Annotated in this window: 23 protein-coding genes; 6 read left to right on the forward strand and 17 right to left on the reverse strand. The window is 72.6% G+C overall.

What is annotated here, in order from left to right; all coding sequences use genetic code 11:
- The first annotated feature begins 34 nt into the window (after positions 1–34).
- Positions 35–238, forward strand: a complete 204-nt coding sequence (locus tag OG462_RS10695) for a DUF1918 domain-containing protein (RefSeq protein ID WP_406056745.1) — start codon at positions 35–37, stop codon at positions 236–238.
- Between the two features lie 13 nt (positions 239–251).
- Here the strand turns inward: OG462_RS10695 and OG462_RS10700 are convergent, their stop codons facing one another.
- On the reverse strand, positions 252–1511 hold the full coding sequence (locus tag OG462_RS10700; RefSeq protein WP_406056747.1) for a glycoside hydrolase family 10 protein: 1260 nt from the start codon (positions 1509–1511) through the stop codon (positions 252–254).
- Between the two features lie 196 nt (positions 1512–1707).
- Here OG462_RS10700 and OG462_RS10705 point away from each other — a divergent pair, with 196 nt between their 5' ends.
- Entirely contained in the window at positions 1708–2568 is an 861-nt protein-coding gene (locus OG462_RS10705) for a 3-hydroxybutyryl-CoA dehydrogenase (protein WP_406056749.1), read from the forward strand.
- A gap of 106 nt (positions 2569–2674) precedes the next feature.
- Here OG462_RS10705 and OG462_RS10710 read toward each other — a convergent pair whose 3' ends face one another.
- From OG462_RS10710 to infC, 10 genes are all read right to left on the reverse strand, one after another.
- A complete protein-coding gene (locus OG462_RS10710; RefSeq protein WP_406056751.1) occupies positions 2675–3205 on the reverse strand; it encodes an NUDIX domain-containing protein in 531 nt (176 codons plus the stop codon).
- A gap of 62 nt (positions 3206–3267) precedes the next feature.
- Positions 3268–4608 carry a transcriptional regulator gene (locus OG462_RS10715; protein WP_406056753.1) on the reverse strand — a complete coding sequence of 447 codons (1341 nt, stop codon included), beginning with the start codon at positions 4606–4608 and terminating at the stop codon, positions 3268–3270.
- Positions 4609–4938: 330 nt separating this feature from the next.
- A complete protein-coding gene (locus OG462_RS10720; RefSeq protein WP_406056755.1) occupies positions 4939–6006 on the reverse strand; it encodes a PP2C family protein-serine/threonine phosphatase in 1068 nt (355 codons plus the stop codon).
- Positions 6007–6293: 287 nt separating this feature from the next.
- Positions 6294–8822, reverse strand: coding sequence for a phenylalanine--tRNA ligase subunit beta (pheT, locus tag OG462_RS10725; protein WP_406056757.1), 2529 nt, complete (start codon positions 8820–8822; stop codon positions 6294–6296).
- Positions 8822–9949, reverse strand: coding sequence for a phenylalanine--tRNA ligase subunit alpha (gene pheS / locus OG462_RS10730; protein ID WP_406056759.1), 1128 nt, complete (start codon positions 9947–9949; stop codon positions 8822–8824). The genes pheT and pheS overlap by 1 nt, the downstream gene beginning before the upstream one ends.
- 177 nt (positions 9950–10126) lie before the next feature.
- The gene (locus OG462_RS10735) at positions 10127–11389 is read right to left on the reverse strand and encodes an ATP-binding protein (RefSeq protein ID WP_406056761.1); all 1263 of its coding nucleotides are present in this window, start codon (positions 11387–11389) and stop codon (positions 10127–10129) included.
- An 81-nt stretch (positions 11390–11470) separates the two neighbouring features.
- Positions 11471–12310, reverse strand: coding sequence for a TrmH family RNA methyltransferase (locus OG462_RS10740; protein WP_406056762.1), 840 nt, complete (start codon positions 12308–12310; stop codon positions 11471–11473).
- A 215-nt stretch (positions 12311–12525) separates the two neighbouring features.
- Positions 12526–12912 (reverse strand): 50S ribosomal protein L20, encoded by a 387-nt coding sequence (gene rplT / locus OG462_RS10745; protein WP_024760684.1) that lies wholly within the window; start codon positions 12910–12912, stop codon positions 12526–12528.
- Positions 12913–13018: 106 nt separating this feature from the next.
- Entirely contained in the window at positions 13019–13213 is a 195-nt protein-coding gene (rpmI, locus tag OG462_RS10750) for a 50S ribosomal protein L35 (protein ID WP_030316087.1), read from the reverse strand.
- A 124-nt stretch (positions 13214–13337) separates the two neighbouring features.
- Positions 13338–14051: a translation initiation factor IF-3 gene (gene infC / locus OG462_RS10755; RefSeq protein WP_406066456.1), complete on the reverse strand. Its 714-nt coding sequence runs from the start codon at positions 14049–14051 to the stop codon at positions 13338–13340.
- Positions 14052–14407: 356 nt separating this feature from the next.
- Here infC and OG462_RS10760 point away from each other — a divergent pair, with 356 nt between their 5' ends.
- On the forward strand, positions 14408–14794 hold the full coding sequence (locus tag OG462_RS10760) for a DUF1844 domain-containing protein (protein WP_406056765.1): 387 nt from the start codon (positions 14408–14410) through the stop codon (positions 14792–14794).
- Positions 14795–14949: 155 nt separating this feature from the next.
- On the opposite strand, the gene OG462_RS10765 is transcribed toward OG462_RS10760, so the two are convergent.
- The 3 genes from OG462_RS10765 to OG462_RS10775 form a co-directional block, all read right to left on the reverse strand.
- Positions 14950–15681, reverse strand: a complete 732-nt coding sequence (locus tag OG462_RS10765) for an SseB family protein (RefSeq protein WP_406056766.1) — start codon at positions 15679–15681, stop codon at positions 14950–14952.
- Positions 15682–15791: 110 nt separating this feature from the next.
- Positions 15792–16958, reverse strand: coding sequence for a type VII secretion-associated serine protease mycosin (gene mycP / locus OG462_RS10770; RefSeq protein WP_406056768.1), 1167 nt, complete (start codon positions 16956–16958; stop codon positions 15792–15794).
- Complete coding sequence (locus tag OG462_RS10775; RefSeq protein ID WP_406056770.1) at positions 16955–17905, reverse strand: hypothetical protein; 951 nt, start codon at positions 17903–17905, stop codon at positions 16955–16957. The genes mycP and OG462_RS10775 overlap by 4 nt, the downstream gene beginning before the upstream one ends.
- A gap of 241 nt (positions 17906–18146) precedes the next feature.
- Between OG462_RS10775 and OG462_RS10780 the strand changes: the two genes are divergently transcribed.
- From OG462_RS10780 to fabV, 3 genes are all read left to right on the forward strand, one after another.
- The gene (locus OG462_RS10780) at positions 18147–18314 is read left to right on the forward strand and encodes a hypothetical protein (RefSeq protein WP_406056772.1); all 168 of its coding nucleotides are present in this window, start codon (positions 18147–18149) and stop codon (positions 18312–18314) included.
- Between the two features lie 498 nt (positions 18315–18812).
- Positions 18813–20015: an amino acid deaminase/aldolase gene (locus OG462_RS10785; protein WP_406056774.1), complete on the forward strand. Its 1203-nt coding sequence runs from the start codon at positions 18813–18815 to the stop codon at positions 20013–20015.
- Positions 20016–20208: 193 nt separating this feature from the next.
- Positions 20209–21420 carry an enoyl-[acyl-carrier-protein] reductase FabV gene (fabV, locus tag OG462_RS10790; protein ID WP_406056776.1) on the forward strand — a complete coding sequence of 404 codons (1212 nt, stop codon included), beginning with the start codon at positions 20209–20211 and terminating at the stop codon, positions 21418–21420.
- Here fabV and OG462_RS10795 read toward each other — a convergent pair.
- The 3 genes from OG462_RS10795 to OG462_RS10805 all read right to left on the reverse strand — a co-directional run bounded on the left by OG462_RS10795 (position 21375) and on the right by OG462_RS10805 (position 24990).
- On the reverse strand, positions 21375–22673 hold the full coding sequence (locus tag OG462_RS10795) for an HAD family hydrolase (protein WP_406056778.1): 1299 nt from the start codon (positions 22671–22673) through the stop codon (positions 21375–21377). The two genes, fabV and OG462_RS10795, sit on opposite strands and share 46 nt — an antisense overlap.
- 133 nt (positions 22674–22806) lie before the next feature.
- Entirely contained in the window at positions 22807–23628 is an 822-nt protein-coding gene (locus OG462_RS10800; RefSeq protein WP_406056780.1) for a 3-oxoacyl-ACP reductase, read from the reverse strand.
- A 6-nt stretch (positions 23629–23634) separates the two neighbouring features.
- Positions 23635–24990 carry an aldehyde dehydrogenase family protein gene (locus OG462_RS10805; RefSeq protein WP_406056781.1) on the reverse strand — a complete coding sequence of 452 codons (1356 nt, stop codon included), beginning with the start codon at positions 24988–24990 and terminating at the stop codon, positions 23635–23637.
- Positions 24991–25034: the final 44 nt, after the last annotated feature.

Genomic DNA, 25034 nt, shown 5'->3' on the forward strand with positions numbered 1-25034 from the left:
GACGAACAAGCCCGGTCGCGAGGAGGTCACCCCGATGCAGGCGAACGTGGGCGACAAACTGCTGGTGCACGGACGGACCGTCGGTCACCACGACCGTACGGCCGAGGTCCTTCAGGTACTGGGGGAGAACGGCATGCCCCCGTACCGCGTCAAGTTCGACGACGACGGTCACGAGGCCCTGATGTCGCCGGGCCCCGACACCGTCGTACGCCATCACCCCGAGGCGGGCATGAGCTGAGCCGATCTCCGGATCAGCCCTGCCCCCGCGCCCGGACCCTGGTCGGGTAGTGATCGGCCACCACGGTGGTCATCGCCCCGATCGGGTCCGACGCGACCTCTTCGGCGGCGAAGAAGCAGTGGCCGCCGACCGTCGCGTAGGCGGCGGCCAGCTCCAGGTGCCGTGACAGTTCCTTCGGGTCCTGCCAGGCGGCGGGCTGGGCGGGGTCGCCCGCCTTGTAGAGCGCCTCGCCGATGTAGAGGCCGACACCGGTGCCCCGTACCACCGCGTCCCACCAGGGCAGCAGTTTGGCGTAGTCGGCGGCGGGCAGGCCGATGTTCCAGTACAGCTGAGGTACGACGTGGTCGACCCACCCCTCCCGGATCCACTTCCGGGTGTCGGCGTACAGATCGTCGTAGGTCTGGACACCGGCGCGGGTCTCCGAGCCCTCCGGGTCGGTCGCGATGTTCCGCCAGACCCCGAAGGGACTGACGCCGAAGGTCACGTGCGGCTTGATGTCCTTGATACGGGCCGCCATCTCGGAGACCAGCAGATCGGTGTTGTTCCGCCGCCAGGACGCCTTGTCGGGGAAGTCCTCGCCGTACCGCGCGTACGCCTCGTCGTCGGCGAAGACCTGCCCGGCCACCGGGTACGGATAGAAGTAGTCGTCCCAGTGCACGGCGTCGATGTCGTAGCGCCGCAGCGCGTCGAGCATCGCGTCCTGGACGAATCGGCGGACTTCCGGCAGCCCGGGGTTGTAGTAGAGCTTCCCGCCGTAGGGCAGCACCCACTCGGGGTGGCGCCGGGCCGGATGGTCGGCGACGAGCCGGGTCGGGTCCGGGTGGTTCGCCACTCGGTACGGGTTGAACCAGGCGTGCAGTTCGAGGCCCCGCGCATGGGCCTCCGCGACGGCCGTGCCCAGCGGGTCCCACCCGGGGTCGCGGCCCTGCGTCCCGGTGAGGAACTGCGTCCACGGCTCGTACGGCGAGGGCCAGAGCGCGTCGGCGGTCGGCCGGACCTGGAGGACCACCACGTTGAGCCGGCGCTCGACGGCGGTGTCCAGCAGGGCGACGAGCTCGGCGCGCTGCTCCGCGGCGGTCAGGCCGGTACGGGAGGGCCAGTCGCGGTTGGCGACCGTGGCGATCCACACACCCCGGAACTCGGACCGGGGATCCGGTCTCGCGGGCGACGCCGGCCCGGCGGCCGCGGCCGTCCCCGCGCCTGCCTCCGGCCCCGCGGCCGCCGCCGCTCCCCCGCCCGTCCCCGAGAGCGCCGCACCGGCCGCCCCCGCCACGAATCCTCTTCTGCCGATAGGCCGCACTTGTACCCCCCTTGTGTCGGATACGTCACACCCACCCGGACAGCATGCCCGCCCCGGACGATCGATCATCGGTTAATGAGCGGTAACGTCGTGGGGTCGAGGCGGACGCACCGGAATCACACGGGCCCCGCCGCCAGAGAAGAGCGAAAGGCACGAGGTGACGGACTCCATGGCCGACATTGAGCGCGTCGGAGTGGTGGGCTGCGGCCAGATGGGCGCGGGCATCGCAGAGGTGTGTGCCCGGAGCGGCCTTGAGGTGAAGGTCGCCGAGACCACCGGCGAGGCGCTGGAGCTCGGCCGCACACGGCTCTACAACTCGCTGGCGAAGGCCGCCGAACGCGGCAAGATCAGTGAGGAGGAGCGGGACGCGACGCTCGCCCGCCTCAGCTTCACCACCGACCTGGGCGAGTTCGCCGACCGCGACCTCGTCATCGAGGCCGTCGTGGAGAACGAGCAGGTCAAGACCGAGATCTTCCAGGTCCTCGACCAGGTGATGACCCGGCCGGACGCCATCCTGGCCTCGAACACCTCCTCCATCCCGCTGGTGAAGCTGGCCGTGGCGACCTCCCGCCCGGACCAGGTCATCGGCATCCACTTCTTCAACCCGGCCCCGGTGCAGAAGCTCGTCGAGCTGATCCCGGCCCTCACCACCTCCGAGGGCACGATCAGCCGGGCCCAGGCCTTCGCGGAGAAGGCCCTCGGCAAGCACGCGATCCGCGCGCAGGACCGCTCGGGCTTCGTCGTCAACGCGCTGCTCGTGCCGTACCTGCTCTCCGCGATCCGGATGTTCGAGTCGGGCATCGCGAGCCGCGACGACATCGACAACGGCATGGAGTTCGGCTGCGCCCACCCGATGGGCCCGCTGAAGCTCTCCGACCTGATCGGTCTCGACACGATCGCCTCGATCGCCGACTCGATGTACACCGAGTTCAAGGAGCCGCTGTACGCCGCTCCCCCGCTGCTCCAGCGCATGGTGGACGCGGGCCGGCTCGGCCGGAAGACGGGCTCGGGCTTCTACCCGTACGCCTGATCTCCCGCGCTGCTCCCCGCACGTCCGGACGGCCCGTACACACGCACAGGTACGGGCCGTCCGGCATGTCCGCGGCCAGGTGGCCCGGCGTGTCACCGCCGGGAGGTCAGCCGAGCCGCAGGTGGTGGAGCATCAGCAGCCCGGCGGCCATGTTCGCGGCCGGGATCTCGCCCCGGGCGATCATGTCGGGGACCTGTTTCAGCGGCACCCAGGCTCGCCGTGAGGATTCGAAGGCGTCCTCGGGCGGTCCCGTGTACGTGGCCCGCTCCGCCCAGTAGAGGTGGTGGCGGGCGTCGGTGAGACCGTTGGACGGCTCCACGGTGAGGAGATGGCGCAGCGGCCCCGGCCGCCAGCCGGTCTCCTCCTCCATCTCGCGGGCGGCCGCGGCTTCGATCTCCTCGCCGTCCTCGACGACACCGGCGGCCAGCTCCCAGCCCCAGCTGTCGGTGATGAAGCGATGGCGCCAGAGCATCAGGACTTCGTCGGCCTCGTTGACGGCGGTCGCGACGGCGACCGGGCGGAGCCGGATCAGATAGTGGTCGAGGTGGCGGCCGTCCGGGAGTTCGACGTCCGCGAGGTTCACCCGGAACCAGCGATTCTCATAGACAGAGCGTTCGCTCAGTTTCGTCCACTGCACGTTCTTGCCACCTTCCGACTGGTCGGTGCTTGTTTGGTGGCAATATCGCAGCAGTTCGTGGCTCACAGGGGAACGCGTAGCGCCCCGTCAATGAGAGCCGCCGCCTCCCGGGCGTCGCCTCCGCCACTGGCGAGGAGGCGCTCCCGCACCTGCCGCAGCCGGTCGCGCAGCCGTCGCGACTCCATCCCCCGCGCTCGCTCGGTCATCTCCACTGCCGTACGCGCCGCCGCGTCGGCCTCCCCCTGCCGCAGTTCGATCTGGCACAGCATGGCGAGCCGGTGCACCCGGCCCCGGTCGTGCGAGGGCGTCCCGACCGCCATCGACGCGTGCTCGTGGGCCGCGGCGAGATCACCCAGACTGAGCAGGGCCTCGGCGACCTGGACGTTGACGAGTCCAGGCTGGACATAGCCCGTCTCGGCGGGCTCGTCCCCCGGGCTGATCCGCTCCGCCGCGGTCTCCGCCCGCCGGATGCAGGCCAACGCGGCCGCCCCGTCGCCCAGATGCGCGTACGCCTTCGCCTGCATCGCCGTCAGATCGGCGGCGAGCGCCGGGGTGATCTGCCGCCCGGCCGTCCGCAGCGCCGCCTCCGCGAACGCCACCGCCTGCCGGTACTCCCCCATGAACAGCGACTGGTTGACGAGGAGCGCGATCACATAGGCGCCGAGTCCCCGGTCCCCGCTCGCCTTCGCGAGCCGCAGCGCCTGATGGAAGTAGCGCTGGGCGAGACCGTGTGCGTCGGCGTCGTACGCACAGATGCCGGCCACCGCGACGAGTCCGCCGGTCGCGCGGTGCAGCCGCCGCCCGAGGGCGTCGCTGTACGAGCCCCGCAACAGCGGCGCGGTCTCGGTGGTGAGGAAGCCGACGATCCGGGCGCGGGTCGCGATGCCCCCGGCCTTGCGGTACATCTGCTCGTAGTGGGACCGGGCGGCGCTCAGCACGGTGATGTCGGCGGCGGAGACCGTCGTCCGGCCGCTGCGGGAGACGTCCACGTCCTCCGGCGGGTTCTCCCACTCCCATACCGGCATCACCGCCGGGGTGCCGGTCACGGCGGGCGCGGCGACTATGTGCGGCCGCTGCTGCTCGTCGGAGCGCCACAGGGCGGCCGCCCGCTCCACGAACCCGGAGAGCGGCGAACCGACCGCGGGCACGGGCCCGTCCGGCATCCCGAAGCCGATGTCGTCCAGGGTCACCTGCCGGTGCAGGCGTGCGGCGAGCACCTCGCAGATCAGGTCGGGGACCTGGCCGCGCGGCCGCTGGCCCTTCAACCAGCGGGCCACGGCGGTGTGTTCGTAGCGCAGGGTGAGACCCCTGGCCCGGCCGGCCCGGTTCACATGGGCGGCGAGGCCGGCGTTCGAGACGCCCGCTTCGTCGAGCAGGGCGTCGAGCAAGGTGTTGGGCTGCATGACCGCTCCGGTCGCTCGGCTCGAGCTCGGTGAACTCAGCGTAGCGGTGGCCGAATTCGTACGGGACGAACCAGTACGGAGAACTCCCTTCGGTTCACCTCGCACAGGAGGATTTCGCACGGGGTGTGAATGAAGTACTCGTTCTTCCGGTCCGCGTACTCTGCCGTGCTCGTCCCGGTACCGCTTGACTGTGCTTCTCGCCGCAAGGCGATGACCGGGCCGCCGGCTCCCCCCTCAAACAGTGCGGCCGCCCGGTCCGTGTCGCCCGCCCCGCTGATCTGCCCGACACTCCGTGGCGGGGCGGGCGACGCCGGCCCCAGCCCCCTCCGCTCAACAGTGGGAGGAGGGGGCGGGCCGGGGGCGGCGCAGCCCGGGTTCGGCGGGCTGCGCCGGCACCCGGACACGGTCGTTGCGTACGACGAGCAGCGCGACGTCGTCGGTGAGACGGCCACCCGTGTGGTGCAGCAGGGCGGTGTGGACCCGGCGGACCAGCGCGGCGGGCGCCTCGCCGCACATTCCGGCCAGCGCGGTGTCGAGCGCGAAGAACCGGCCCCGGTGGTCGCGGGCCTCCTCGGCGCCGTCGGTGTGCAGGACGAGCGTCTCGCCGGGCATCAGCCGGGCCGCCGTGTACGGCGTGAGGGCGGCGGGCAGCGGCAGGACCCCGAGCGGGGGCAGCGGGTCGCCGACGGGGAGCCGGTCCACCGTCCGCCCGAGGCGGTACGGGCCGGGGTGGCCGCAGTTGAGCACGGAGAGCCGCCCGTCGGCCCGGACCTCCAGAAGCAGCAGGGTCACGAACTCCTCCGCCGCCGGATGCTCGGGCGCCGACCCGGCCCGCGCCGGATGCTCGTCCCGTGCCCGCTCCCGCAGATGCCGCTCCAGGGCCCGCTCAAGACGCCGCAACACCCCGCCCAGCTCGGCTTCGTCATGGGCGGCCTCGCGAAAGCTTCCGAGCACGGCCACCACCGCACCGAGCGCGGCGAGACCGTGCCCCCTGACGTCCCCGATCACGATCCGCACCCCGTACGGGGTGGCCACCGCCTCGTACAGATCCCCGCCGACGGACGCGCCACGGGAGGCGGACAACTGCCCGGCGGCCAGCGCGAGTCCGTCGAGACGGGCGGGCGGCGGGCGCAACAGCACCTGCTGGGTGGCGACCGCGACGGCTCGCACGAGCGCCAGCTCCCGCGCGAGCCCACGCCGCAACCCGAGCACAAGCCCGATGCCGACGGTGAGAAAGACGACACTGGTGGCGATCCTCATCGGCAGCCCGGGCTGCCGGGCCAGCGGACAGCCGAACTTCCATGCCACGGCCACCGCACCCCACACGGTGGGAAGAGCGAGCGGGGCCAGCCGGCGGAGCCGGGAGCCATCGGAGACCAACGACCTCGTACGGATCATGCACGGCCCTTCCCGAGCCCCGACAGCGCCCGAAGGCCCTGCGGCCCACAGGTCCGCCCCTGCGGCCGCGTCGATTCTGCCGACCGCGCACCCCACCACGGAACACCCCCCGACGATCTCACCCGAAGGAGTGAGCACCCCCGGCGCGCCGCCCTCCGCCAGGGCTCCGCCACGCGCACGCGTAGTCGGATGCCGGTCGCGCGTACGTCTCTTCGGGTGCCGGAAACGACGGAGGGCCGCCCCGGGGAATCCCGGGGCGGCCCTCCTCGTGCTGTTCCGCTAGGCGCTCAGGCGCCGCGCAGGACGGCGCCCGTGCGCTCGGACGCCAGGGCCACGGCCGCGTCGCGGGCCGTGGTGGCCTCGTCGACCGTGAGGGTGCGGTCCGGGGCGCGGAACTTCAGGGCGTACGCCAGGGACTTGGTGCCCTCGTCGAGCTGGTCGCCGGTGTAGACGTCGAACAGCCGGATGGACTCCAGGAGTTCACCCGCGCCCTCGGTGAGGGCGGCCTCGACGTCGGCGGCCGGGACGTTGCCCGCGACGACCAGGGCGACGTCCTGGGTGGCGACCGGGAAGGAGGAGATACGGGGGGCCTTGAGCGGGCCCTCGTTCGCCTTCTCCAGGAGGTCCAGGTCGATCTCCATCGCGCAGGCGCGGGCCGGCAGGCCGAACGCCTTCACCACGCGCGGGTGGAGCTCGCCCGCGTGGCCGACGAGGACCTTCTCGCCGTCCACCTCGACGTGGAACGCGGCGCAGCGGCCCGGGTGCCACGGGGCGTGCTGGTCGGCGCTGATGATCAGCTCGACCCCGGCCTCGGCGGCCACGGTCCGGCCGGCCTCGACCGCGTCCGCCCAGTCGGACGGACGGCCCTTGCCCCACCAGCCGGCCTGCTCGCGCGCACCGGCGAGGACGACGGCGGCGCGGCGCGGCTGCGCGGGCAGCACGGCGTTGACCCCGGCGATCTCCTCGTCGGTGGGACGGCGGTCGACGGGCAGCCGGACGGCGACGCCCGGCTGTCCCTCCGGCCGGAAGACCAGACCGGTCTCGAAGAGGGCCAGGTCGTGGCTGCCCCGGCTGTCGTTCCGACGGAGCGCGCCGAGCAGGCCCGGCAGCAGCGTCGTACGGAGCGCGGGCTCCTCGTCCGAGAGCGGGTTGACCAGCTTCACGAGCCGACGACGGGCGTCGTCCGCGTCGAGGCCGAGGTTGTCGAGGGCCTGCTCCCCGATGAACGGGTAGTTCAGCGCCTCGACGTAGCCGGCGCCGGCCAGGGCGCGGCCGACGCGGCGGTGGACGCGCTGGCTCTCGGTGAGCCCGCGGCCGGCCGGGGGCCTCGGCAGCGTGGAGGGCAGGTTCTCGTAGCCCTCCAGGCGGATGACTTCCTCGGCGAGGTCGTTCGGCGCGTTGAGGTCGGGGCGCCACGACGGCACGGTGACGACGAGCTCGTCCTGGCCGTAGACGTCGCAGCCGACCTCCTGGAGGCGGCGGACGACGGTCTCGCGGCCGTAGTCGACGCCCGCGACCTTGTCCGGGTGGTTCGCCGGCATGGTGATCGTGCGCGGCGCGGACGGGGCGCTGATCTCGGTGACGCCGGCCTCGGCCGTGCCGCCCGCGAGCAGCACGAGCAGGTCGACGCAGCGCTGGGCCGCGGCAGCCGCTGCCTGCGGGTCGACGCCGCGCTCGAAGCGCTTGGACGCCTCGGAGGACAGCTTGTGGCGGCGTGCGGTGCGGGCGATCGAGATCGCGTCGAAGTGCGCGGCCTCGATGACGACCTCGGCGGAGCCGGTGACGATCCCGGTCTCCGGGTCGATGTCCGGGTCGGCGATCTCCGTGTTGGCGCCGCCCATGACACCGGCGATGCCGATCGGCCCGCGGTTGTCGGTGATGACCAGGTCCGCGGCGTCGAGGACCCGGACGGTGCCGTCGAGGGTGGTGATCTTCTCGCCGGCCTCGGCGCGACGCACTCCGATGGGGCCGTCGAGCCGGCCGCGGTCGTAGGCGTGCAGCGGCTGGCCGAGCTCGAGCATCACGTAGTTCGTGACGTCGACGGCGAGCGAGATCGGGCGCATGCCGGCCTTCTGGAGGCGGCGGCGCAGCCAGATCGGGGACCGGGCCTCGGGCTGCAGGCCGACGACGGTGCGCGCGGTGAAGCGGTCGCAGCCGATCGGGTCGGTGACCCGGACCGGGTAGCCGTACGAGTTCGGCGCGGGCACGTCGAGGAGCGCCGGGTCGCGCAGCGGCAGACCGTACGCGGTGGCGGTCTCGCGGGCGACACCGCGCATCGAGAGGCAGTAGCCGCGGTCCGGGGTGACGGCGATGTCGAGGACCTCGTCGTACAGCTCCAGGAGCTTCGTGGCGTCGATGCCGATCTCGAGCTCCGGCGGCAGCACGATGATGCCGTGCGTGCCGTCGTCGCCCATGCCGAGCTCGTCGCCGGAGCAGATCATGCCCCGGGAGACACGGCCGTACGTCTTGCGCTCGGCGATCCGGAAGTCACCGGGGAGCACGGCGCCGGGCAGGGCCACGACGACCTTGTCGCCGGCGGCGAAGTTCCGGGCGCCGCAGATGATCTCCTGGGGCTCGCCGGTGCCGTTGGCCTGGCCGACGTCGACGGTGCAGAAGCGGATGGGCTTCTTGAAGTCCGTCAGCTCCTCGATGGTGAGGACCTTGCCGACCACCAGCGGGCCGGTGAGGCCGGCGCCGAGCTGCTCGACGGTCTCGACCTCGAGGCCTGCCGAAATGAGCTTGGCCTGGACGTCGCGGCCGGTCTCCGTCGCCGGCAGGTCGACGTACTCCCGCAGCCAAGAAAGCGGGACCCGCATCAGATCTCCATCCCGAACGGCCGGGTGAACCGGACGTCACCCTCGACCATGTTTCGCATGTCGTCGACGTTGTGGCGGAACATCAGCATCCGCTCGATGCCGAACCCGAAGGCGAATCCGCTGTACTTCTCGGGGTCCACACCGCAGGCGACGAGCACCTTCGGGTTGACCATGCCGCAGCCGCCCAGCTCGATCCAGCCCTCGCTGCCGCAGGTGCGGCAGGGGCGGTCCGGGTTGCCGACGGACTCGCCGCGGCAGACGTAGCAGAGCATGTCCATCTCGGCGGACGGCTCGGTGAAGGGGAAGAAGTTCGGGCGGAGCCGAGTCTTCATGTCCGGGCCGAAGAGCGCCTGGACCATGTGGTCCAGGGTGCCCTTGAGGTCGGCCATGGTCAGGCCCTCGTCGACGGCGAGCAGCTCGATCTGGTGGAAGACCGGGGTGTGCGTGGCGTCGAGCTCGTCGGTGCGGTAGACGCGGCCGGGGCACACGACGTAGACCGGGGGCTCCCGGTCGATGAGGGTGCGGGCCTGGACCGGCGAGGTGTGCGTCCGCAGCACGACACCGGACTCGTCGCCCGTGGTGCCTTCCGGCCCCTCGACGAAGAAGGTGTCCTGCATCTGGCGCGCCGGGTGGTCCGGGACGAAGTTGAGGGCGTCGAAGTTGAACCACTCCGCCTCGACCTCGGGACCCTCCGCGACCTCGTACCCCATGGAGACGAACACGTCGGAGACGCGCTCCATGAGCGTGGTCAGCGGGTGGCGGGCGCCGGCCGGGACGCGGTCGTACGGCAGCGTGACGTCGACGGCCTCGTCGACGAGGACGCGGGCGTCACGCTCGGCCTCCAGCTCCGTCTGGCGGGCGGCGAGCGCCTTGGAGACGATGCCGCGGGCCTGGCCCACGAGCTTTCCGGCGGCGGCCTTGGCCTGCGGGGGCAGGGCGCCGATCTCCCGGTTGGCGAGCGCCAGCGGCGAGGTGCCGCCGGTGTGCGCCGTCTTCGCGTGTGCGAGCGCGTCGAGGTCGCCCGCGGCGGCGAAGGCGGCGAGCGCCTCGTCCCGCATGCGCTCGATCTCTTCCGGTTTCAGTGCCTCGACCTCAACCGGGTCGTACGACTTATTGGGTGCGGACATCTCTTCCCGTGCTTCCGTTGGCTTGGCTGGGCGGCCCCGCTCGACGTCAAGGGCGCAAACGTGCCAAAGGACGAGTCTAACGGGGTGGGGGGATGCGAATGAGCCCGTGGGCAGCCCGGACGGCTTTCGATCTCGCCTGATCCTGTCGGATTCCTGTCGGATTCCTGTCGGATCTCGTCAGATGAGATGGGCCGGGGTGCCGACGGGCAGGATAAATCGGAACTCGGCCCCGCCTCGGGGGCCCCTTCCGACGGTGATGGTTCCGCCGTGGGCCTCGACGACGCCCTTGACGATGTAGAGGCCGAGTCCGGTGCCGCCGCGTTTGCTGCCCCGCCAGAAGCGGGTGAAGACGCGGCTCATCGACTCCTCGGGGATACCGGGGCCCTCGTCGCTCACGGTGACCTCCGTCCCCTCTTCTCCGTCGTCGCCCGTCCTGGCGGGTGCCACCTCGATGGTGACGGTTCCGTCCCCGTGGCGCACCGCATTTTCGAGGAGGTTCCCGAGGATCTGGTCGATCTTGTCGGGGTCGGCCCAGAGCGCGGGCAGCTCGGGCCTGATCCGCACGAAGAAACGGTCGGGGGACTGGCCTCCGGTGGTGTGCACCTGCACGTGCCTGCCGACGGCAGCGGCGATGTCGACGGGCTGGCGGCGCACTTCGAGCCGGCCCGAGTCGATCCGGGAGATGTCGAGGAGCTCGGCGATGAGCCGCTTGATACGGCCCGCGTCGGCGTCGACGGTCTCCAGCATCAACCGCTTCTGCTCGTCGTTGAACCGCTCCCACTTGCCGAGGAGGGTGGCGGTGAAGCCCTTGACGGAGGTCAGCGGGGAGCGCAGTTCGTGGGCGACGGTGGCGATGAGCTCGGCGTGGCTGCGCTCGGTACGGCGGCGCGCCTCGGTGCCGCGCAGGCAGACCACGACCCGGCGGACCGGCCCGGTGGGGCGCTCGCGGACGTACCGGGCGGAGACGAGGACCTCACGGCCGCCGGGCAGCAGCAGATTGCGCTCGGGCTGGCCGCGGCGGGTGGCGAGTCCGCCGTACGGGTCGGTCAGGGCCCACCAGCGGCGTCCCTTGAGGTCTTCGAGCGGCAGCGCCTGGTCGAGGGGGAGGCCGAGGGCCCGGTCGCCGGGGACGGCGGTGATACGACTGGCGGCGGCGTTGAAGCAGACGACCCGGCCGGTCTCGTCGGCGACGACGAACCCGTCGGGCAGGTCGTCGGGATGGACCCCGGCGAAACCGTCGGCGTCGCCCGGGCCGGACCGCTCCCCCGCGTCCGGCGCGACGACCGCGGCGGGGTCGGACTGTGCACGGACGTCCGGCGCGACGGGCTCGGCGGGGCCGGCCGGCTCCTGGGTGTCCGCCACGTCCACCTGGCCCGGTGGTTCCTGGGCGTGCGGCCCGGCGCTCCGTGCCTGTGCGGGACTGTCCGTGCCGACCGTCATCCCCGTACCCCACCCCTCCGTGTAGCGCAGTGGGCCCCCGAGTGCGTCACTCTACTGGGCGGGGAGGGCGGAATGGACCCCTCAGGCGGAGGTTCGGGGCCGCTGGGCCCGGGCGGAGGCGTACAGGCAGACCGCGGCGGCCGTGGCGAGGTTGAGGCTCTCGGCCTTGCCGTGGATCGGGACGCGGACGACGGCGTCGGCGAGGGCCCGGGTCTCCTCGGGCAGTCCCCAGGCCTCGTTGCCGAAGATCCACGCGGTGGGGCCGCCCATGGTTCCGGCGTCCAGCTCGGCGTCGAGGTCGTCCTGACCGGCCCCGTCGGCCGCGAGGATCCGTACGCCCGCGCTCTTCAGTCCGGCGACGGCCTGCTCGACGGGGACACCGACGGCGACCGGCAGGTGGAACAGGGAACCGACCGAGGCGCGGACGGACTTGGGGTTGTACAGGTCGACGGAGGCGTCGGTGAGGACGACCGCGTCGGCGCCGGCCGCGTCGGCGCAGCGCAGCACCGTGCCGGCGTTCCCGGGATCGCGTACGTGGGCGAGGACGGCGACCAGCTTGGGGTGGGCCGCGATGATCTCGTCGAACGGCGAGTCGAGGAACCGGCAGACACCGACGAGCCCCTGCGGGGTGACGGTCTGGGAGACCTCGGCGAGGACGGCGTCGGAGGCGTGGTGGACGCGGGCTCCGGCGGCGAGGGCGGCGTCGATGATGGCGCTGTAGCGCTCGGCGGCCTCGACGGTGGTGAAGAGCTCGACGAGCGTGGGCTCTCCGGTGGAGCCGCGGTGCTCGACGGCCTCGCGGACGGCCTGCGGGCCCTCGGCGATGAAGAGGCGGTCCTTGCCCCGGAAGTTGCGCTTGGCGAGCCGCCGGGCGGCGACGACGCGCGGGGAACGCGGGGAGATCAGCTCGGGGGTGACCATGAGGTGCGGCGGTTCTCTCTTCGGTGCCGGGTGGCTACGGGATCCGGGGCTCGGTGGCCGGTTTCATCGGCCGGGGCGGCGGCTTCGGGCCGGGGCGGCGGCCTCGGGCCTGTGGGGCCCACCTCCACCGAACACCTTCCAGGGGGCAGACGCACCCGGACCCGCCGACGCGTGCGCGCCTGCGGGTCCGGGCAGAGGTACTGCGGCCTGGAAGATCAGGCGGCGGCCTTCGGGGCGTTGACGTCGGCCGGCAGAGCCTTCTGCGCGACCTCGACCAGCGCGGCGAACGCGTTGATGTCGTTGACGGCCAGCTCGGCGAGGATCTTGCGGTCCACCTCGATGTTGGCGGCGTTCAGACCCTGGATGAGGCGGTTGTACGTCATGCCGTTCTGACGGGCAGCGGCGTTGATGCGCTGGATCCACAGACGGCGGAAGTCGCCCTTGCGCTTCTTGCGGTCGTTGTAGTTGTAGACCAGAGAGTGGGTGACCTGCTCCTTGGCCTTGCGGTACAGGCGCGAGCGCTGACCGCGGTAGCCGGAGGCCGCCTCGAGGATCGCCCGGCGCTTCTTGTGGGCGTTGACTGCCCGCTTGACGCGTGCCACTTGTTAACTCCTTGTAGCGGGGTCGTGGTGGTCCTCACACGACCCGAAAAACGGATGGAACCCGGTCTTGGCCGGATGCCCTCGTCGCCGAGGGCGGGAGATCAACTCAGATGCCCAGCATCTTCTTGATCTTGGCGGCGTCACCCGGGGCCATCTCGGCGTTGCCGGTGAGGCGACGCGTCAGCTTGGACGACTTGTGCTCGAGCAGGTGGCGCTTGCCGGCGCGCTCGCGCAGGATCTTGCCGGTGCCGGTGACCTTGAAGCGCTTCTTGGCACCGGAGTGCGTCTTGTTCTTCGGCATCGCGCCGTATCTCCTCGTCAGTGGCGCTCCCCACCGGTGCGGGCACCGGAGATCCGGGAGCGTCAATTCTTCGTTTGGTGGTTCCGGGCGGGGCCCAGGGCTGCCTGGTTGGCAGCCCGTCGGGTCACGCCTCGGGGGTCTCGGCCGGGGCTTCCGCCTCGGCCTCGACGACGACCGGAGCTTCAGCAGCCTCGGCCTCGACGACCGGGGCCTCGACGGCCTCGGTCTCGGTGACCGGAGCCTCGGACGTCTCCTCGGAGGTGACGCCCTGACGCTCGGCCTTGCGTGCGGCCTGGGCCTCACGCGCCTCGGCCATGGCCTCGGTCTTCTTCTTGTGCGGGCCGAGAACCATGATCATGTTCCGGCCGTCCTGCTTCGGGTTGGACTCGATGAAGCCAAGCTCCTCGACGTCCGACGCCAGCCGCTGCAGCAGCCGGAAACCAAGCTCGGGACGGGACTGCTCACGACCACGGAACATGATCGTGATCTTGACCTTGTCACCCTGCTTGAGGAACCGGACGACGTGACCCTTCTTGGTGTCATAGTCGTGCGGGTCGATCTTCGGCCGGAGCTTCATCTCCTTGATGACCGTGTGCGCCTGGTTCTTGCGCGCCTCACGGGCCTTCATGGCCGACTCGTACTTGAACTTCCCGTAGTCCATGAGCTTGCACACGGGCGGACGGGCGGTCGCCGCTACCTCGACCAGGTCGAGGTCGTACTCCTGTGCGAGCTCCAGGGCCTTGGCAAGCGGAACAATCCCGACCTGCTCGCCGCTGGGTCCGACAAGTCGCACCTCGGGAACGCGAATCCTGTCGTTGATGCGGGGCTCGGCGCTGATGGATCCTCCTCGGTAGCACCACGCGACCGCCTGGCGGACGGACGCGCATGTCTGTTTCTGTGAGACCAACCGAGCCGGCACATGAAAAAACGCCCCGGACGGGACACAGGCGGGGCTCCATGGAAATACCGGAGCACCGCCGCGATCAACCGCGGGGCGCACATCGGGCGGCTCCATCGTCCGTACGGAACGATGGTCGCCACCTGACCGGTGACCCGCCGCCCGTGAGGGCGATCAGGTGGGAGTACGGAGCCTCCACTTGTGGGCCGGGCACACAGGTGTCCGGCCGGTCATTACACAAGGTTAGCAGGACCCGGCGGTCTCCGCTAACCGAGGACCGGCATATCGTATGAGGCATGAGCGAGACGCCCCAGAACGAGTCCCCGGACTCCCACGACTCCGTTGAGTCCCCCGACTTCGACGCCATGACCCGCGACATCGCGGAGGTCCCCGCGGTCGAGGTGATCGTGACCGTCGCCGTCAACCTGATGAGCGCCGCCGCGGTGAAGCTCGGGCTCACCGAGGAGGGCGACAAGTACAAGGACCTCGACGAGGCCCGCAAGCTGGTGCACGCACTCGCGGGCCTGCTCGACGCCGGCGCGACGGAGGTCTCCTCCTTCCACGCGGCTCCCCTGCGGGACGGCCTGAAGTCCCTCCAGCTCGCCTTCCGCGAGGCGTCCCTGATCCCGGACGAGCCGGGCCAGGGTCCGGGCGAGAAGTACACGGGGCCGGTGTACGGCTAGGGCTTCGGTCGGGGTACGGGGGTCGCCCCCCCCCGGAAGAGAACAGCCACGGGGCCGGTGCACGGCTAGGACTTCGGTCGGGGCTACGGGGGTCGCCCCCGGAAGAGAACAGCCACCGGGCCGGTGTACGGCTAGCCCCTCGCCCCTCTGTTCAGTTACCGCTTTACGTAGAAGGGCTCGCCGGGAGGCGTGGCCGAGGCCGGCAGGATTGCCAGGTCGAGGCCTCGCACCAGGCGGGCCCTCAGTGTTTCGTCGGCGGCCAGGGCGCGGGCCACGCGCTGGGCGGCCTCCGCCGGGGAGCCGCCCTCGGCAAGGACCAGGGCGAGGGTGCCGTCTGCCGCGCCGGGGCCGAGGTGGGCGCGGAGCACCGCGGGCTCGGCGGCGACGGCGGCCCGTACCGCTTCCCGTACGGCGGGGTCGTCGAGCGGGTCGGCGCTGGTCCGGCCCTCGGCGAGGGCGAGCAGCGCCGGTCCGGTCAGCTGGTACGGCACCGGGCCGGCGAGGTCGAGGACGACCGTGTCGGCCTTCTCGTGCGCGGCCGCCTGGAGCGCCTGGTGGAGCGGGACGGCCACGGGCCGGGCCTCGGGGTCCCACAGGGCGAGCGAGGCGATCGAGGTGAAGGCGGGCAGGGCGCGCCGGTCACCGGCCGTGAGGGTGGGGACGGCCATGTCGCTGGTCTTCTCGCGGCGCAGGCCGTTCTCGTCGGTCTCGACCTCGCCGAGGACGGCGACCACGGGGACGAGCAGCCGGGCCTCCCGCAGTGCGTCGAGGACGGGGCCGTGGGCGGTTCTGTCCTCCGCCCAGGCCGCGAGGGCCGCGGCGAGCCGCGGGTCGGCCGTGCCGTCGTCGTCGGAGAAACCGGGGTCCGGGATGTTCTTGAGCGCCACGCACCGAGCCTAACCGCCGGGCGGGAGCGCTCGGCCCGCCGGGTCCCGGGCGGTGTCTGTCCGATCAGGCCGGATCAGCCGCGAGCCCGGCCCGATCCGCACGACGTCCCTCAGTGGGTCCGGTGGGCGCGTCTCAGCACGACGGCGGTGAGGAGGAGCAGGGCGCCGAGGCCGCCCGCGAGGGGGGCGAGCAGCCCGATGGGGCGGCTCTCCTCGACGGCGGGGAGCGGTCCCGGGCCGAAGTACCGGCCCTGGTAGCCGGTGACCGTGTTCTTGGGGTCGGCGCCCTTGATCTTCGCGCCGGCTTCGATCGCGGCGGCCGGGTCGACCGTCCCGTACCCCTTGGCGTCGCTGCGGCCGCCCTTGGGCCGGTTGCGTGCGGTGTCGATGAGGAGCCGCTTGACCTGGGCCGGGGTGAGGTCGGGGTGCGCGGCGCGGACGAGGGCGACGGCCCCGGAGGCGAACGCGGCGGCGGCGCTGGTGCCCCAGCCCTCGTAGTAGCGGCGGTCGGGGTCGGCGATGGCGATGTCGACACCGGGGGCGCTGATGGTGGCGTACCAGCGGCGGGTGGAGAAGGAGGCGTGGGTGCCGTAGCGGTCGACGGCGGTGACGGCGATGACGCCGGGGTAGGCGGCGGGGTACGAGATGTGGTCGCCCTTCTCGCCGCCGTTGCCGGCGGAGGCGACGACGGAGACGCCCTTGGCGAGCGCGTACTGGACGGCGGCGTCCTCGCCGGCGTCCGGGTGGGCGGACTTGGAGTCGTCGCCGAGGGAGAGGTTGATGACGTCGGCACCGTGGTCGGCGGCCCAGCGGATGCCTTCGGCGAGGGCGGTGCCACGGGTCTTGCGGGCCTTGTCGCGGGACTTGTCGGTGCCTTCGAGGATGACCCGGACGGGGAGGATCCTGGCGCCGGGGGCGATGCCGAGGACACCGTCCCCGCCGTCGGGACCGTGGCCGTGCCCGGCGATGATCCCGGCCATGGCGGTGCCGTGCCGGGCCCAGGCGCGGTCGCCCCGGGAGGCGCCGAAGCCGATCAGGTCACGGCCGGTGAGGACCGAACCCTCGAGGTCGGGGTGCTGGGCGTCGACGCCGGTGTCGAGGACGGCGACGGTGACGCCCTCGCCCTTGGTGGTCCGCCAGGCCTCCGTCGTGTGCATGGCTTCGAGGCCCCACTGGCGGGCCCGGATGGTGTCGGCGTACGCGGGCGTGGTGGTGGCGGGCAGGACGGCGAAGGCGGTGGCGAGGAGGACGGCCGCGGGGGTACGGAGGCGGGTCACCGGGCGTTCTTCTCCTTCGCCGGCGGGGTGACGGCCGTGCGCAGCAGCTGCTCGAAGCGCACCGTGATGTTCTTGGCCTCGTGGCCGAGGCCGGACTGCGCGGTGGCGTCGGTACGGCCCGCCGTCATGGCGCGGTCGGCGGGCTGCGGGGCGTCGACGACGCGGCCGTCGGCGAAGCCGGAGACGGCGGTGACGACGACGGGGAGGTCGGTGGGGGCGTTCAGCCACCAGCTGGTGCGCTGCTTCGTTCCGAAGCGGGCTGCGACGGTGCCGGGGCCGGGGAGTGCCGGGGGGACGTCCAGGCCGAGGCGGGTGGTGAGGCCCTGACCGAGGGTGCGCTGCGTGGCGGCGTCGGTGCGGGTGAAGACGAGGCCGACGGTGATCACGCTGCTGGCGGTGGCGTCGGTGTACGTGGCGCGCAGGACGCGCTCGCAGCCGAGCGGCCGGAGGGCCGCGAGGAGGCCCTTGGCCAGGACGGCGGGCGAGCAGGCGGCGTCCGGGGCGACGACGATCCGGGTCCACGTGCGTGCGGAGGCACCGGGGCCGGCGCCGGGGCCGGGGAGGGTGCGGGGGAAGAGGGTGTCGACGGGGGCGTTGTGCCAGAGGTCCTTGGCCTCGGTGAACCCGGCGGGTTCGGTGGGCTCCCCGGGCTCGGCGGCCGCCAGCCACAGGCCGGCGAGCGCCCCGCCGATGAGCCCGATCCCGAGGACGGCACAGACGCCGACGGCGACGGCCCGACCGGTCCGCCGCTCCCGCACGGGCCGGAGCCGTGTGGTGGTCTCGACGGGAGTCTCGGGCGGCAGGGCGCGGAGGGCGCCGGAGGCGCCGTAGCCGTGGGCGGGGCCGGACGACGGACCGGCGCTCGGGGCGGGCTGCGCCCACGCGGCGGCGGGGGCGGTGGTCGGCGCGAGAGTGGTCCGGCGGGGTGCCGCACCGGCGGCGGGCACCGGCCGGGACGACGAAGTCGCGGACGTCGGGGCCGCCACTTGACCGGGCGCGGGGCGGGCCGGAGCGACCGGACCGGGCGCCGTGCGGGACGGAGCAACCGGACCGGGCGCAGGGCGGGCCGGAGCAACCGGACCAGGCGCAGGGCGGGCCGGAGCCCGGAGGTCGGACGACGTCTGCGGCTGCGGCGGCAGAGCCGCGGGCATCGGCACCCCGGAACCCGTCGCAGGGCGAGAGGGAGCCGTGGGAAGTGTCGCGGGCCGGGGAGGAGTCCCGGGGCCGGACAGCGGACGGGCCGGAGCGACCGGGCCGGGCGCGGGGTTCGACGACGCCGGGGCGGCGGAGCCGGGCGCCGGGTACGACGGCGTCGCAGGCGCCGGGGCGGCGGAGCCGGGCGCCGGGCGCGCCTGAGCCGGAGGTATCGGCACTCCGGAACCTGTCGCGGGGCGGGGCGGAGCCGAAGCCGAAGGGAGCGTCGCGGGTCGGGGCGGAGTCCCGGGGCCGGACAGCGGACGGGCCGGAACCACCGGGCCGGGAGCGGGAGTGCCCGGTGCCGAAGCCACGAAATCCGCCGCCGGGCGCGGTGGATTAGTCGGGCCGGACGGCGGGCGTGGCGGAGCCGCTGGTGCCGCAGGCCCCGAGGCCGCCACCGGGCCCGCCGTGGGAGGCGGATCCGTCGGCCGGATCGCCCTCAGTCTCGTGGTCGTCTCCACCGCGAGCGGTTCCGTGTCCGGCGGGGGCGGTGGGAGCAGGGCGTCCGTGATGCGGGAGGTCGTGCCGGGGCGCTGTTCGCCGGTCATCCCCGTCCCCCCGCTCGTGTCGACAATGCCCGTCACTCTACGGGCTGTTCCGCCTGGTACGGGAACCCAGGGGCTACCCACCCGTAAACCTGTCTGGCAAGCTCGGGCCATGACTCCCCGTGCCGCCGACCGGGCCCGATACGACCGGGCCACCGCTCATCTCGACGCGCCCGTGGCGATCGTCGATCTGGAGGCCTTCGACGCCAACGCGGCGGACCTCGTGCGCCGGGCCGGCGGCAAGCCGGTCCGGGTCGCGAGCAAGTCCGTGCGGTGCCGGGCGCTCCTGGAGCGGGTGCTCGCGCGAGAGGGTTTCGCCGGGATCATGTCGTTCACGCTCGACGAGTCGCTGTGGCTGGCCCGGGCCGGATTCGAGGACGTGCTCCTCGCCTATCCGTCGGCGGACCGCACCGGGTTCGGTGAGCTGGCGCGTGATCCCAAGCTGGCCGCCGCCGTGACCGTGATGGTCGACGACGTGGCGCAGCTGGACCTGATCGACGCGTCCCGCGCGGGCGGGACGGAGGAGGTCCGGGTCTGTCTGGAGCTGGACACGGCGCTCAGTCTTCTCGGCGGCCGGATCCGGGTCGGCGCCCGCCGTTCCCCGCTGCGGGAGCCCGCGCAACTCGCGGAGCTGGCCCGTTCGGTGGCGCGGCGCCCCGGGTTCCGGCTGGTCGGGATCATGGCGTACGAGGGGCATGTCGCGGGGGTCGGGGACGCGGTCGCGGGCCGGCCGCTGCGGTCGCGGGTGATCCGGCTGATGCAGGCGGCGGCCCGCAGGGAGCTGGCCGAGCGCCGGGCGGCCGTGGTGCGTGCCGTACGGGCCGTGGCGCCGGATCTGGAGTTCGTGAACGGCGGCGGCACCGGAAGCGTGCAGCACACGGCCGCCGAGGACGCGGTGACGGAGATCGCCGCGGGTTCGGGGCTCTTCGTGCCGCGTCTCTTCGACAACTACACCTCGTTCAGCGGGCGCCCGGCCGCCCTGTTCGCGCAGCCGGTCGTCCGCCGTCCGGGGGTGGGGGTGGTGACCGTCCTCGGCGGCGGTTACCCCGCGTCCGGGGCCGCGGGGCCCGACCGGCTCCCCGTGCCGTATCTCCCGGAGGGGCTGACGTACGACCCCCAGGAGGGTCCCGGCGAAGTGCAGACCCCACTGCTCGGCTCCCCGGCCGACGATCTGCGGATCGGTGACAAGGTGTGGTTCCGGCACGCGAAGGCCGGTGAGTTGTGCGAGCGCTTCGACCAGCTCCGGCTGATCGAGGGTGACCGGATCACGGCCACCGTGCCGACCTACCGGGGGGAAGGGCAGACCTTCCTCTAGCGGTGTGCGGCTGGTGAATCCCTTGGCCTCTCCGGCCTCGGTGTGCGGCTGGTGAATCCCTCCAAGCCCGGCCGGGCATCCTTGTGCCGGTCAAGATCACCGTGTGCGTCCGGGCGGCCGCAGACTTGCGGGACGGGGTGGCCCGAGACGGCCGCCTCGTCCTTGTAGTGACGACACCCTGGGGGAACACACCGTGAGCGAACGCGTCATCGCGCCCAAGAGCCGGGGCTTCCTGTTCCTCGACTCCCACCCCGACGGCTGCGCCCGGCTGGTGGACGAGATGTGGCAGGCCGTCCCCGCTCCCGTGGCCGCAGCCCCCGCCGGGGGCGAGGGGCCGGTGGCTCTCGTCATCGGCTCCTCCGCCGGGTACGGCCTGGCCGCCACGATCGCGGGCCTGGCCCGGGTCGGTGTCCGCGGCATCGGCGTGTGCTTCGAGAAGGCGCCCGCGCGGCGCACCGGCACGGCCGGCTGGTACCGCACCGCTGCCACCGCCCGCCTCGCCCGCGAGCACGGCCGGGACATGGTCTTCCTCAACGGCGACGCGTTCAGCGACGCGATGAAGGAGCAGGTCGCCGACCTCCTGGCCGAGCGGTTCGGGGGGCGGCTCGACTTCCTGATCTACTCGGTGGCCGCGCCTCGCCGTACCGACCCGGACACCGGCGACGTGTACGCCTCGGTGCTCAAGCCGATCGCCTCGCCGTACACCACCAAGACCCTCGTCTTCGACGACTCCGGTGCGCCCGAGGTGAAGGAGGTCACCACCGCGCCGGCCGAAGGCGACGACATCGAGCAGACCGTGGCGGTGATGGGCGGCACCGACTGGGAGCGGTGGATCACCTTCCTGGCCGACCGGTCCCTGCTCGCAGAAGGCTTCACCACCGCCGCCCTGTCCTACATCGGCTCGCCTCTCACCGCGGCGATCTACCGGCAGGGCACCATCGGCGCCGCGAAGGCCCATCTGGAGGCCACCGCCCGCACGTTGGACGAGCGCCTCGGCAAGACCCTGGGCGGCCGGGCCGTGACCTCGGTCAACGCCGCCGCCGTCACCCAGTCCTCCACCGCCATCCCCGGCATCGCCCTGTACGTGGGGCTGCTGCGCGGCGTCCTCGGCGACGGCATGGTGGCTCCGATCGGTCAGCTGGTGGAGCTGTGGGACCAGCTGACCGGCGCCCGCCCCCTCGACCTCGACGACGAGGGCCGGGTCCGCCTCGACACGTGGGAACTCGGCCCCGCCGTGCAGGACGCCGTCGCCGCGCGCTGGTCCACCGCCACCAGTGACACCATCACCGGGCTCGCCGACCTCGACTGGTTCGGCGACGAGGTCCGGCGCCTCTACGGCTTCTCCGTCCCCGGCATCGACTACACCGCCGCCGTCGAGGCCGACGTCCCCTGGCCCACCGCCTGAATCTTCTGGAAGACGGTGTCCCGCTGGTCCGGGATCACCGTGCCGTCGGCGCGGCGGACCGGTTCCGCCGCGCCGTCGCCCGCCGTGTACCCCGTCGTGGCGCAGGGGTACGGGGTGGCCTTCTGCCGCTTGGGCTCGATGAACATGGGGTTGACGACCCAGCGGCCGTCGCCGTTCTCGTACGCCCGGCACATGAGTTCGTTCTTGTTGCGGTTGAGGACCAGGCGCAGGCCTGTGGCATCGCGCAGGAACGAGATGTCGGTGTCGGAGTCGCCCGCGGCGAACACCTGTCGCCGGGAGGCGGGCTGTACGCGCTCGGCTGCGGGGCCGCGGACGCCGAAGATCTCCTGATTGATCCAGCAGCGCTTGCCGTCGATGTAGGTGATCATCGCGTCCTCGCCGTCCCGGACCGTGCCGCAGCCCTTGAGGTGGGCGGTGAGGCGGCCGTGCTCGGTGGTGTTGCGGATGCCGAGGGCGTGGGAGGGGTCCACACCGACGCCCTTCGCCCAGACGTCGACGACGGGTTCGGGTGAGGCGGAGACGATCCAGACATCGAAGCCGGCGGCCTGGAGGGTACGGATCAGGTCGCGCTGCTGCGGGTAGTAGCGGACCCAGCCGGTGACCTGGGCGCTGCCGACGCGCTGGGTGGCACCCTGCGGGGCGGCGAGGTTCTCGGCGCGGGCGGCGGCGGCGAAGGACGCGACCTGGCGGGTGGTCCAGCCGCGCAGGAGCTGGGCGAGCCAGGCGTACTGGGGCTCCATGCGGCGGTGGTCGTAGCCGGCGAAGGCGGTCTTCCCGCCGGTGGTGGTGCCCGAGCCGTAGACGGCGAGGAGCTCGTCGGCGCAGCGGGTGTCGGTGGCCGTGGGGAGGGTGCGTACTCCCGTGGGACAGGCTTCGCCGAGGGCGGTGGCGGCCTCGGGGGTGAGGTAGCGGCTGGTGGTGGACCAGTCGTCGTGCCGGGGCGGGCGGATGCGGTCGTTGCGGAGGAGCCAGTAGAAGGTGGCGTCGCCGACGTCGTTCTTGATGACGGTGTTGTCCCAGTCGAAGACGGCGACGGGGTTCTTTCCTCTGTCGTCGCAGTGGTCGGCGATCAGCGCGTCGATGCGCGCCTTGTTCTCGCCGTACCAGCCCTCGGAGATCTTCAGGGTGGGGCATCCGGCGGGTTTCGCCTCGGCCTGGGTGGCGGAGACGAGTCCGGTCGTCGCGAGGACGAGGACGGCGGCGGCCGCGGAGGTACGGAGTCGCTGGTTCATGATCACTCTCCTGTCGGGACTGTTCGGGGCTCTCCGTGTTCGTGACTGTTCGGGACTGTCCGGGACACGGAACAGCCGGGCGCCTTGCGACGCCCGGCTGCCGGGTGGGGGGGGGTGGGGGTGTGGCGGCGGTCTAGAGCGGGGTCACGTACGCCCCGGCGATGCCTCCGTCGACGAGGAAGTCGCTGGCGTTGACGAAGGAGGAGTCGTCGCTCGCGAGGAAGGCGACGGCCGCGGCGATCTCCTCGGGCTCGGCGAAGCGGCCGACCGGGATGTGGACCAGGCGGCGCGCGGCCCGCTCGGGGTCCTTGGCGAACAGCTCCTGGAGCAGCGGGGTGTTCACCGGCCCGGGGCAGAGGGCGTTGACGCGGATGCCCTCGCGGGCGAACTGCACGCCCAGCTCGCGGGACATCGCGAGCACGCCGCCCTTGGAGGCGGTGTACGAGATCTGGCTGGTGGCCGCGCCCATGATCGCGACGAAGGAGGCGGTGTTGATGATGGAGCCCTTGCCCTGGCGGCGCATGTACGGCAGGGCGGCCTTGCAGCACAGGTAGACCGAGGTGAGGTTGACGTCCTGGACGCGCTTCCAGGCCTCCAGGCCGGTCTCCAGGATGGAGTCGTCGTCGGGGGGCGAGATGCCGGCGTTGTTGAAGGCGATGTCGACGGAGCCGTATGTGTCGAAGGCTGTCTTGAACAGCGCCTCGACCTGCTCGGGGTCGGTGACGTCGACCTGGACGAAGGTCCCGCCGACCTCCTCGGCCGCGGCCTTGCCGGCCGTCTCGTCGATGTCGCCGCAGACGACGTTGGCGCCCTCGGAGGCGAGGCGGCGGGCGGTGGCGAGGCCGATGCCGCTGCCGGCTCCGGTGATGACGGCGGTACGGCCGACGAGCCGGCGGCAGACGGGGGTCTGGGGGGTACCCCCAGGAGAGGTCACAGTCTCTTCGGTGCTGGTCATGTGTGCTCAGGCCTCCGTGCTGATGAAGACGTTCTTGGTTTCGGTGAAGGCGGTCAGGGCGTCGGGGCCGAGTTCGCGGCCGAGGCCGGACTGCTGGTAGCCGCCGAACGGGGTCCAGTAGCGGACGCTGGAGTGGGAGTTGACGGAGAGGTTGCCGGCCCGGACCGCGCGGGAGGCGCGCAGGGCGCGGCCGACGTCCCGGGTCCAGAGCGAGCCGGACAGGCCGTACTCGGTGGCGTTGGCGAGGCGGATCGCGTCGGCCTCGTCGTCGAAGGGGAGGACGACGGCGACGGGTCCGAAGATCTCCTCGACGGCGCAGGGCGCGTCCTCGGACAGCCCGGTGAGGACGGTCGGCGGGAACCAGAACCCGGGGCCCTCGGGGGCCTTGCCGCGGATGCCGGCGAGGTCGTCGGTGACGTAGGAGCGGACGCGGTCGAGCTGGGACCGGGAGATGAGCGGGCCCATCTGGGTGCGCTCGTCGGCGGGGTCGCCGACGACGATCTCCTCGATCGCGGGGGTGAGCAGCTCCATGAAGCGGTCGTACGCGCTCCGCTGGACGAGGATGCGCGTACGGGCGCAGCAGTCCTGGCCGCTGTTGTCGAGGAAGGCCATCGGAGCCGCTGCCGCCGCCGCCTCGATGTCCGCGTCGGCGAAGACGATGTTGGGGCTCTTGCCGCCGAGTTCGAGGGTGACCCGCTTCACCTGGTCGGCGCACTTCGCCATGATCGACTTTCCGACCCTCGTGGAGCCGGTGAAGACGATCTTGGCGACGCCGGGGTGTTCGACGAGGGCGTTGCCCGCGACCGGGCCGGTGCCGGGGAGGACCTGGAAGAGACCTTCGGGCAGGCCCGCCTCCAGGGCGAGTTCGGCGAGCCGGAGCGCGGTGAGCGGGGTGGTCTCGGCGGGCTTGAGGAGGACGGCGTTGCCGGCGGCGAGGGCGGGTGCGGTGGCCCAGGCGGCGATCGGCATGGGGAAGTTCCAGGGGGCGATGACGCCGACGACCCCGAGCGGTTCGAGGATCGTGATGTCCAGGCCGCCGGCCACCGGGATCTGGCGCCCGTTGAGGCGTTCCACTCCCCCGGCGGCGAAGTCGAGGAGGTCGCGGACGTTGCCGGCCTCCCAGCGGGCGTTGCCGATGGTGTGCCCGGCCTCGGTGACTTCGAGCCGGGCCAGTTCCTCGACGTGCTCGTCGACGACGGCGGCGAAGCGGCGGAGCAGCCGGGCCCGGTCGGCGGGCGCGGCGGCGGCCCAGCCGCGCTGGGCGGCGGCGGCCCGTGCGACGGCGGCGTCCACGTCGGCCGGGGTGGCGGCGGGGACTGTGGCGACCAGCTCCTCGGTCGCCGGGTTCAGTACCTGGAGCAACTCGTTCCTCTCAGCGATGTTCGTGTCAGAGGGGTTCGTGTCTG

This window comes from Streptomyces sp. NBC_01077 (genome assembly GCF_045162855.1).
Classification (GTDB): Bacteria; Actinomycetota; Actinomycetes; order Streptomycetales; family Streptomycetaceae; genus Streptomyces.

Coding starts and splice junctions, on each gene's coding strand:
- OG462_RS10715 (WP_406056753.1), bottom strand. CDS start 4,608: ATGCAGCCCAACACCTTGCTCGACGCCCTGCTCGACGAAGCGGGCGTC.
- OG462_RS10795 (WP_406056778.1), bottom strand. CDS start 22,673: ATGAACCAGCGACTCCGTACCTCCGCGGCCGCCGCCGTCCTCGTCCTC.
- OG462_RS10695 (WP_406056745.1), top strand. CDS start 35: ATGCAGGCGAACGTGGGCGACAAACTGCTGGTGCACGGACGGACCGTC.
- OG462_RS10785 (WP_406056774.1), top strand. CDS start 18,813: ATGACTCCCCGTGCCGCCGACCGGGCCCGATACGACCGGGCCACCGCT.
- rpmI (WP_030316087.1), bottom strand. CDS start 13,213: ATGCCGAAGAACAAGACGCACTCCGGTGCCAAGAAGCGCTTCAAGGTC.
- pheS (WP_406056759.1), bottom strand. CDS start 9,949: ATGTCCGCACCCAATAAGTCGTACGACCCGGTTGAGGTCGAGGCACTG.
- OG462_RS10705 (WP_406056749.1), top strand. CDS start 1,708: ATGGCCGACATTGAGCGCGTCGGAGTGGTGGGCTGCGGCCAGATGGGC.
- OG462_RS10735 (WP_406056761.1), bottom strand. CDS start 11,389: ATGACGGTCGGCACGGACAGTCCCGCACAGGCACGGAGCGCCGGGCCG.
- OG462_RS10800 (WP_406056780.1), bottom strand. CDS start 23,628: ATGACCAGCACCGAAGAGACTGTGACCTCTCCTGGGGGTACCCCCCAG.
- OG462_RS10760 (WP_406056765.1), top strand. CDS start 14,408: ATGAGCGAGACGCCCCAGAACGAGTCCCCGGACTCCCACGACTCCGTT.
- OG462_RS10720 (WP_406056755.1), bottom strand. CDS start 6,006: ATGATCCGTACGAGGTCGTTGGTCTCCGATGGCTCCCGGCTCCGCCGG.
- pheT (WP_406056757.1), bottom strand. CDS start 8,822: ATGCGGGTCCCGCTTTCTTGGCTGCGGGAGTACGTCGACCTGCCGGCG.
- OG462_RS10740 (WP_406056762.1), bottom strand. CDS start 12,310: ATGGTCACCCCCGAGCTGATCTCCCCGCGTTCCCCGCGCGTCGTCGCC.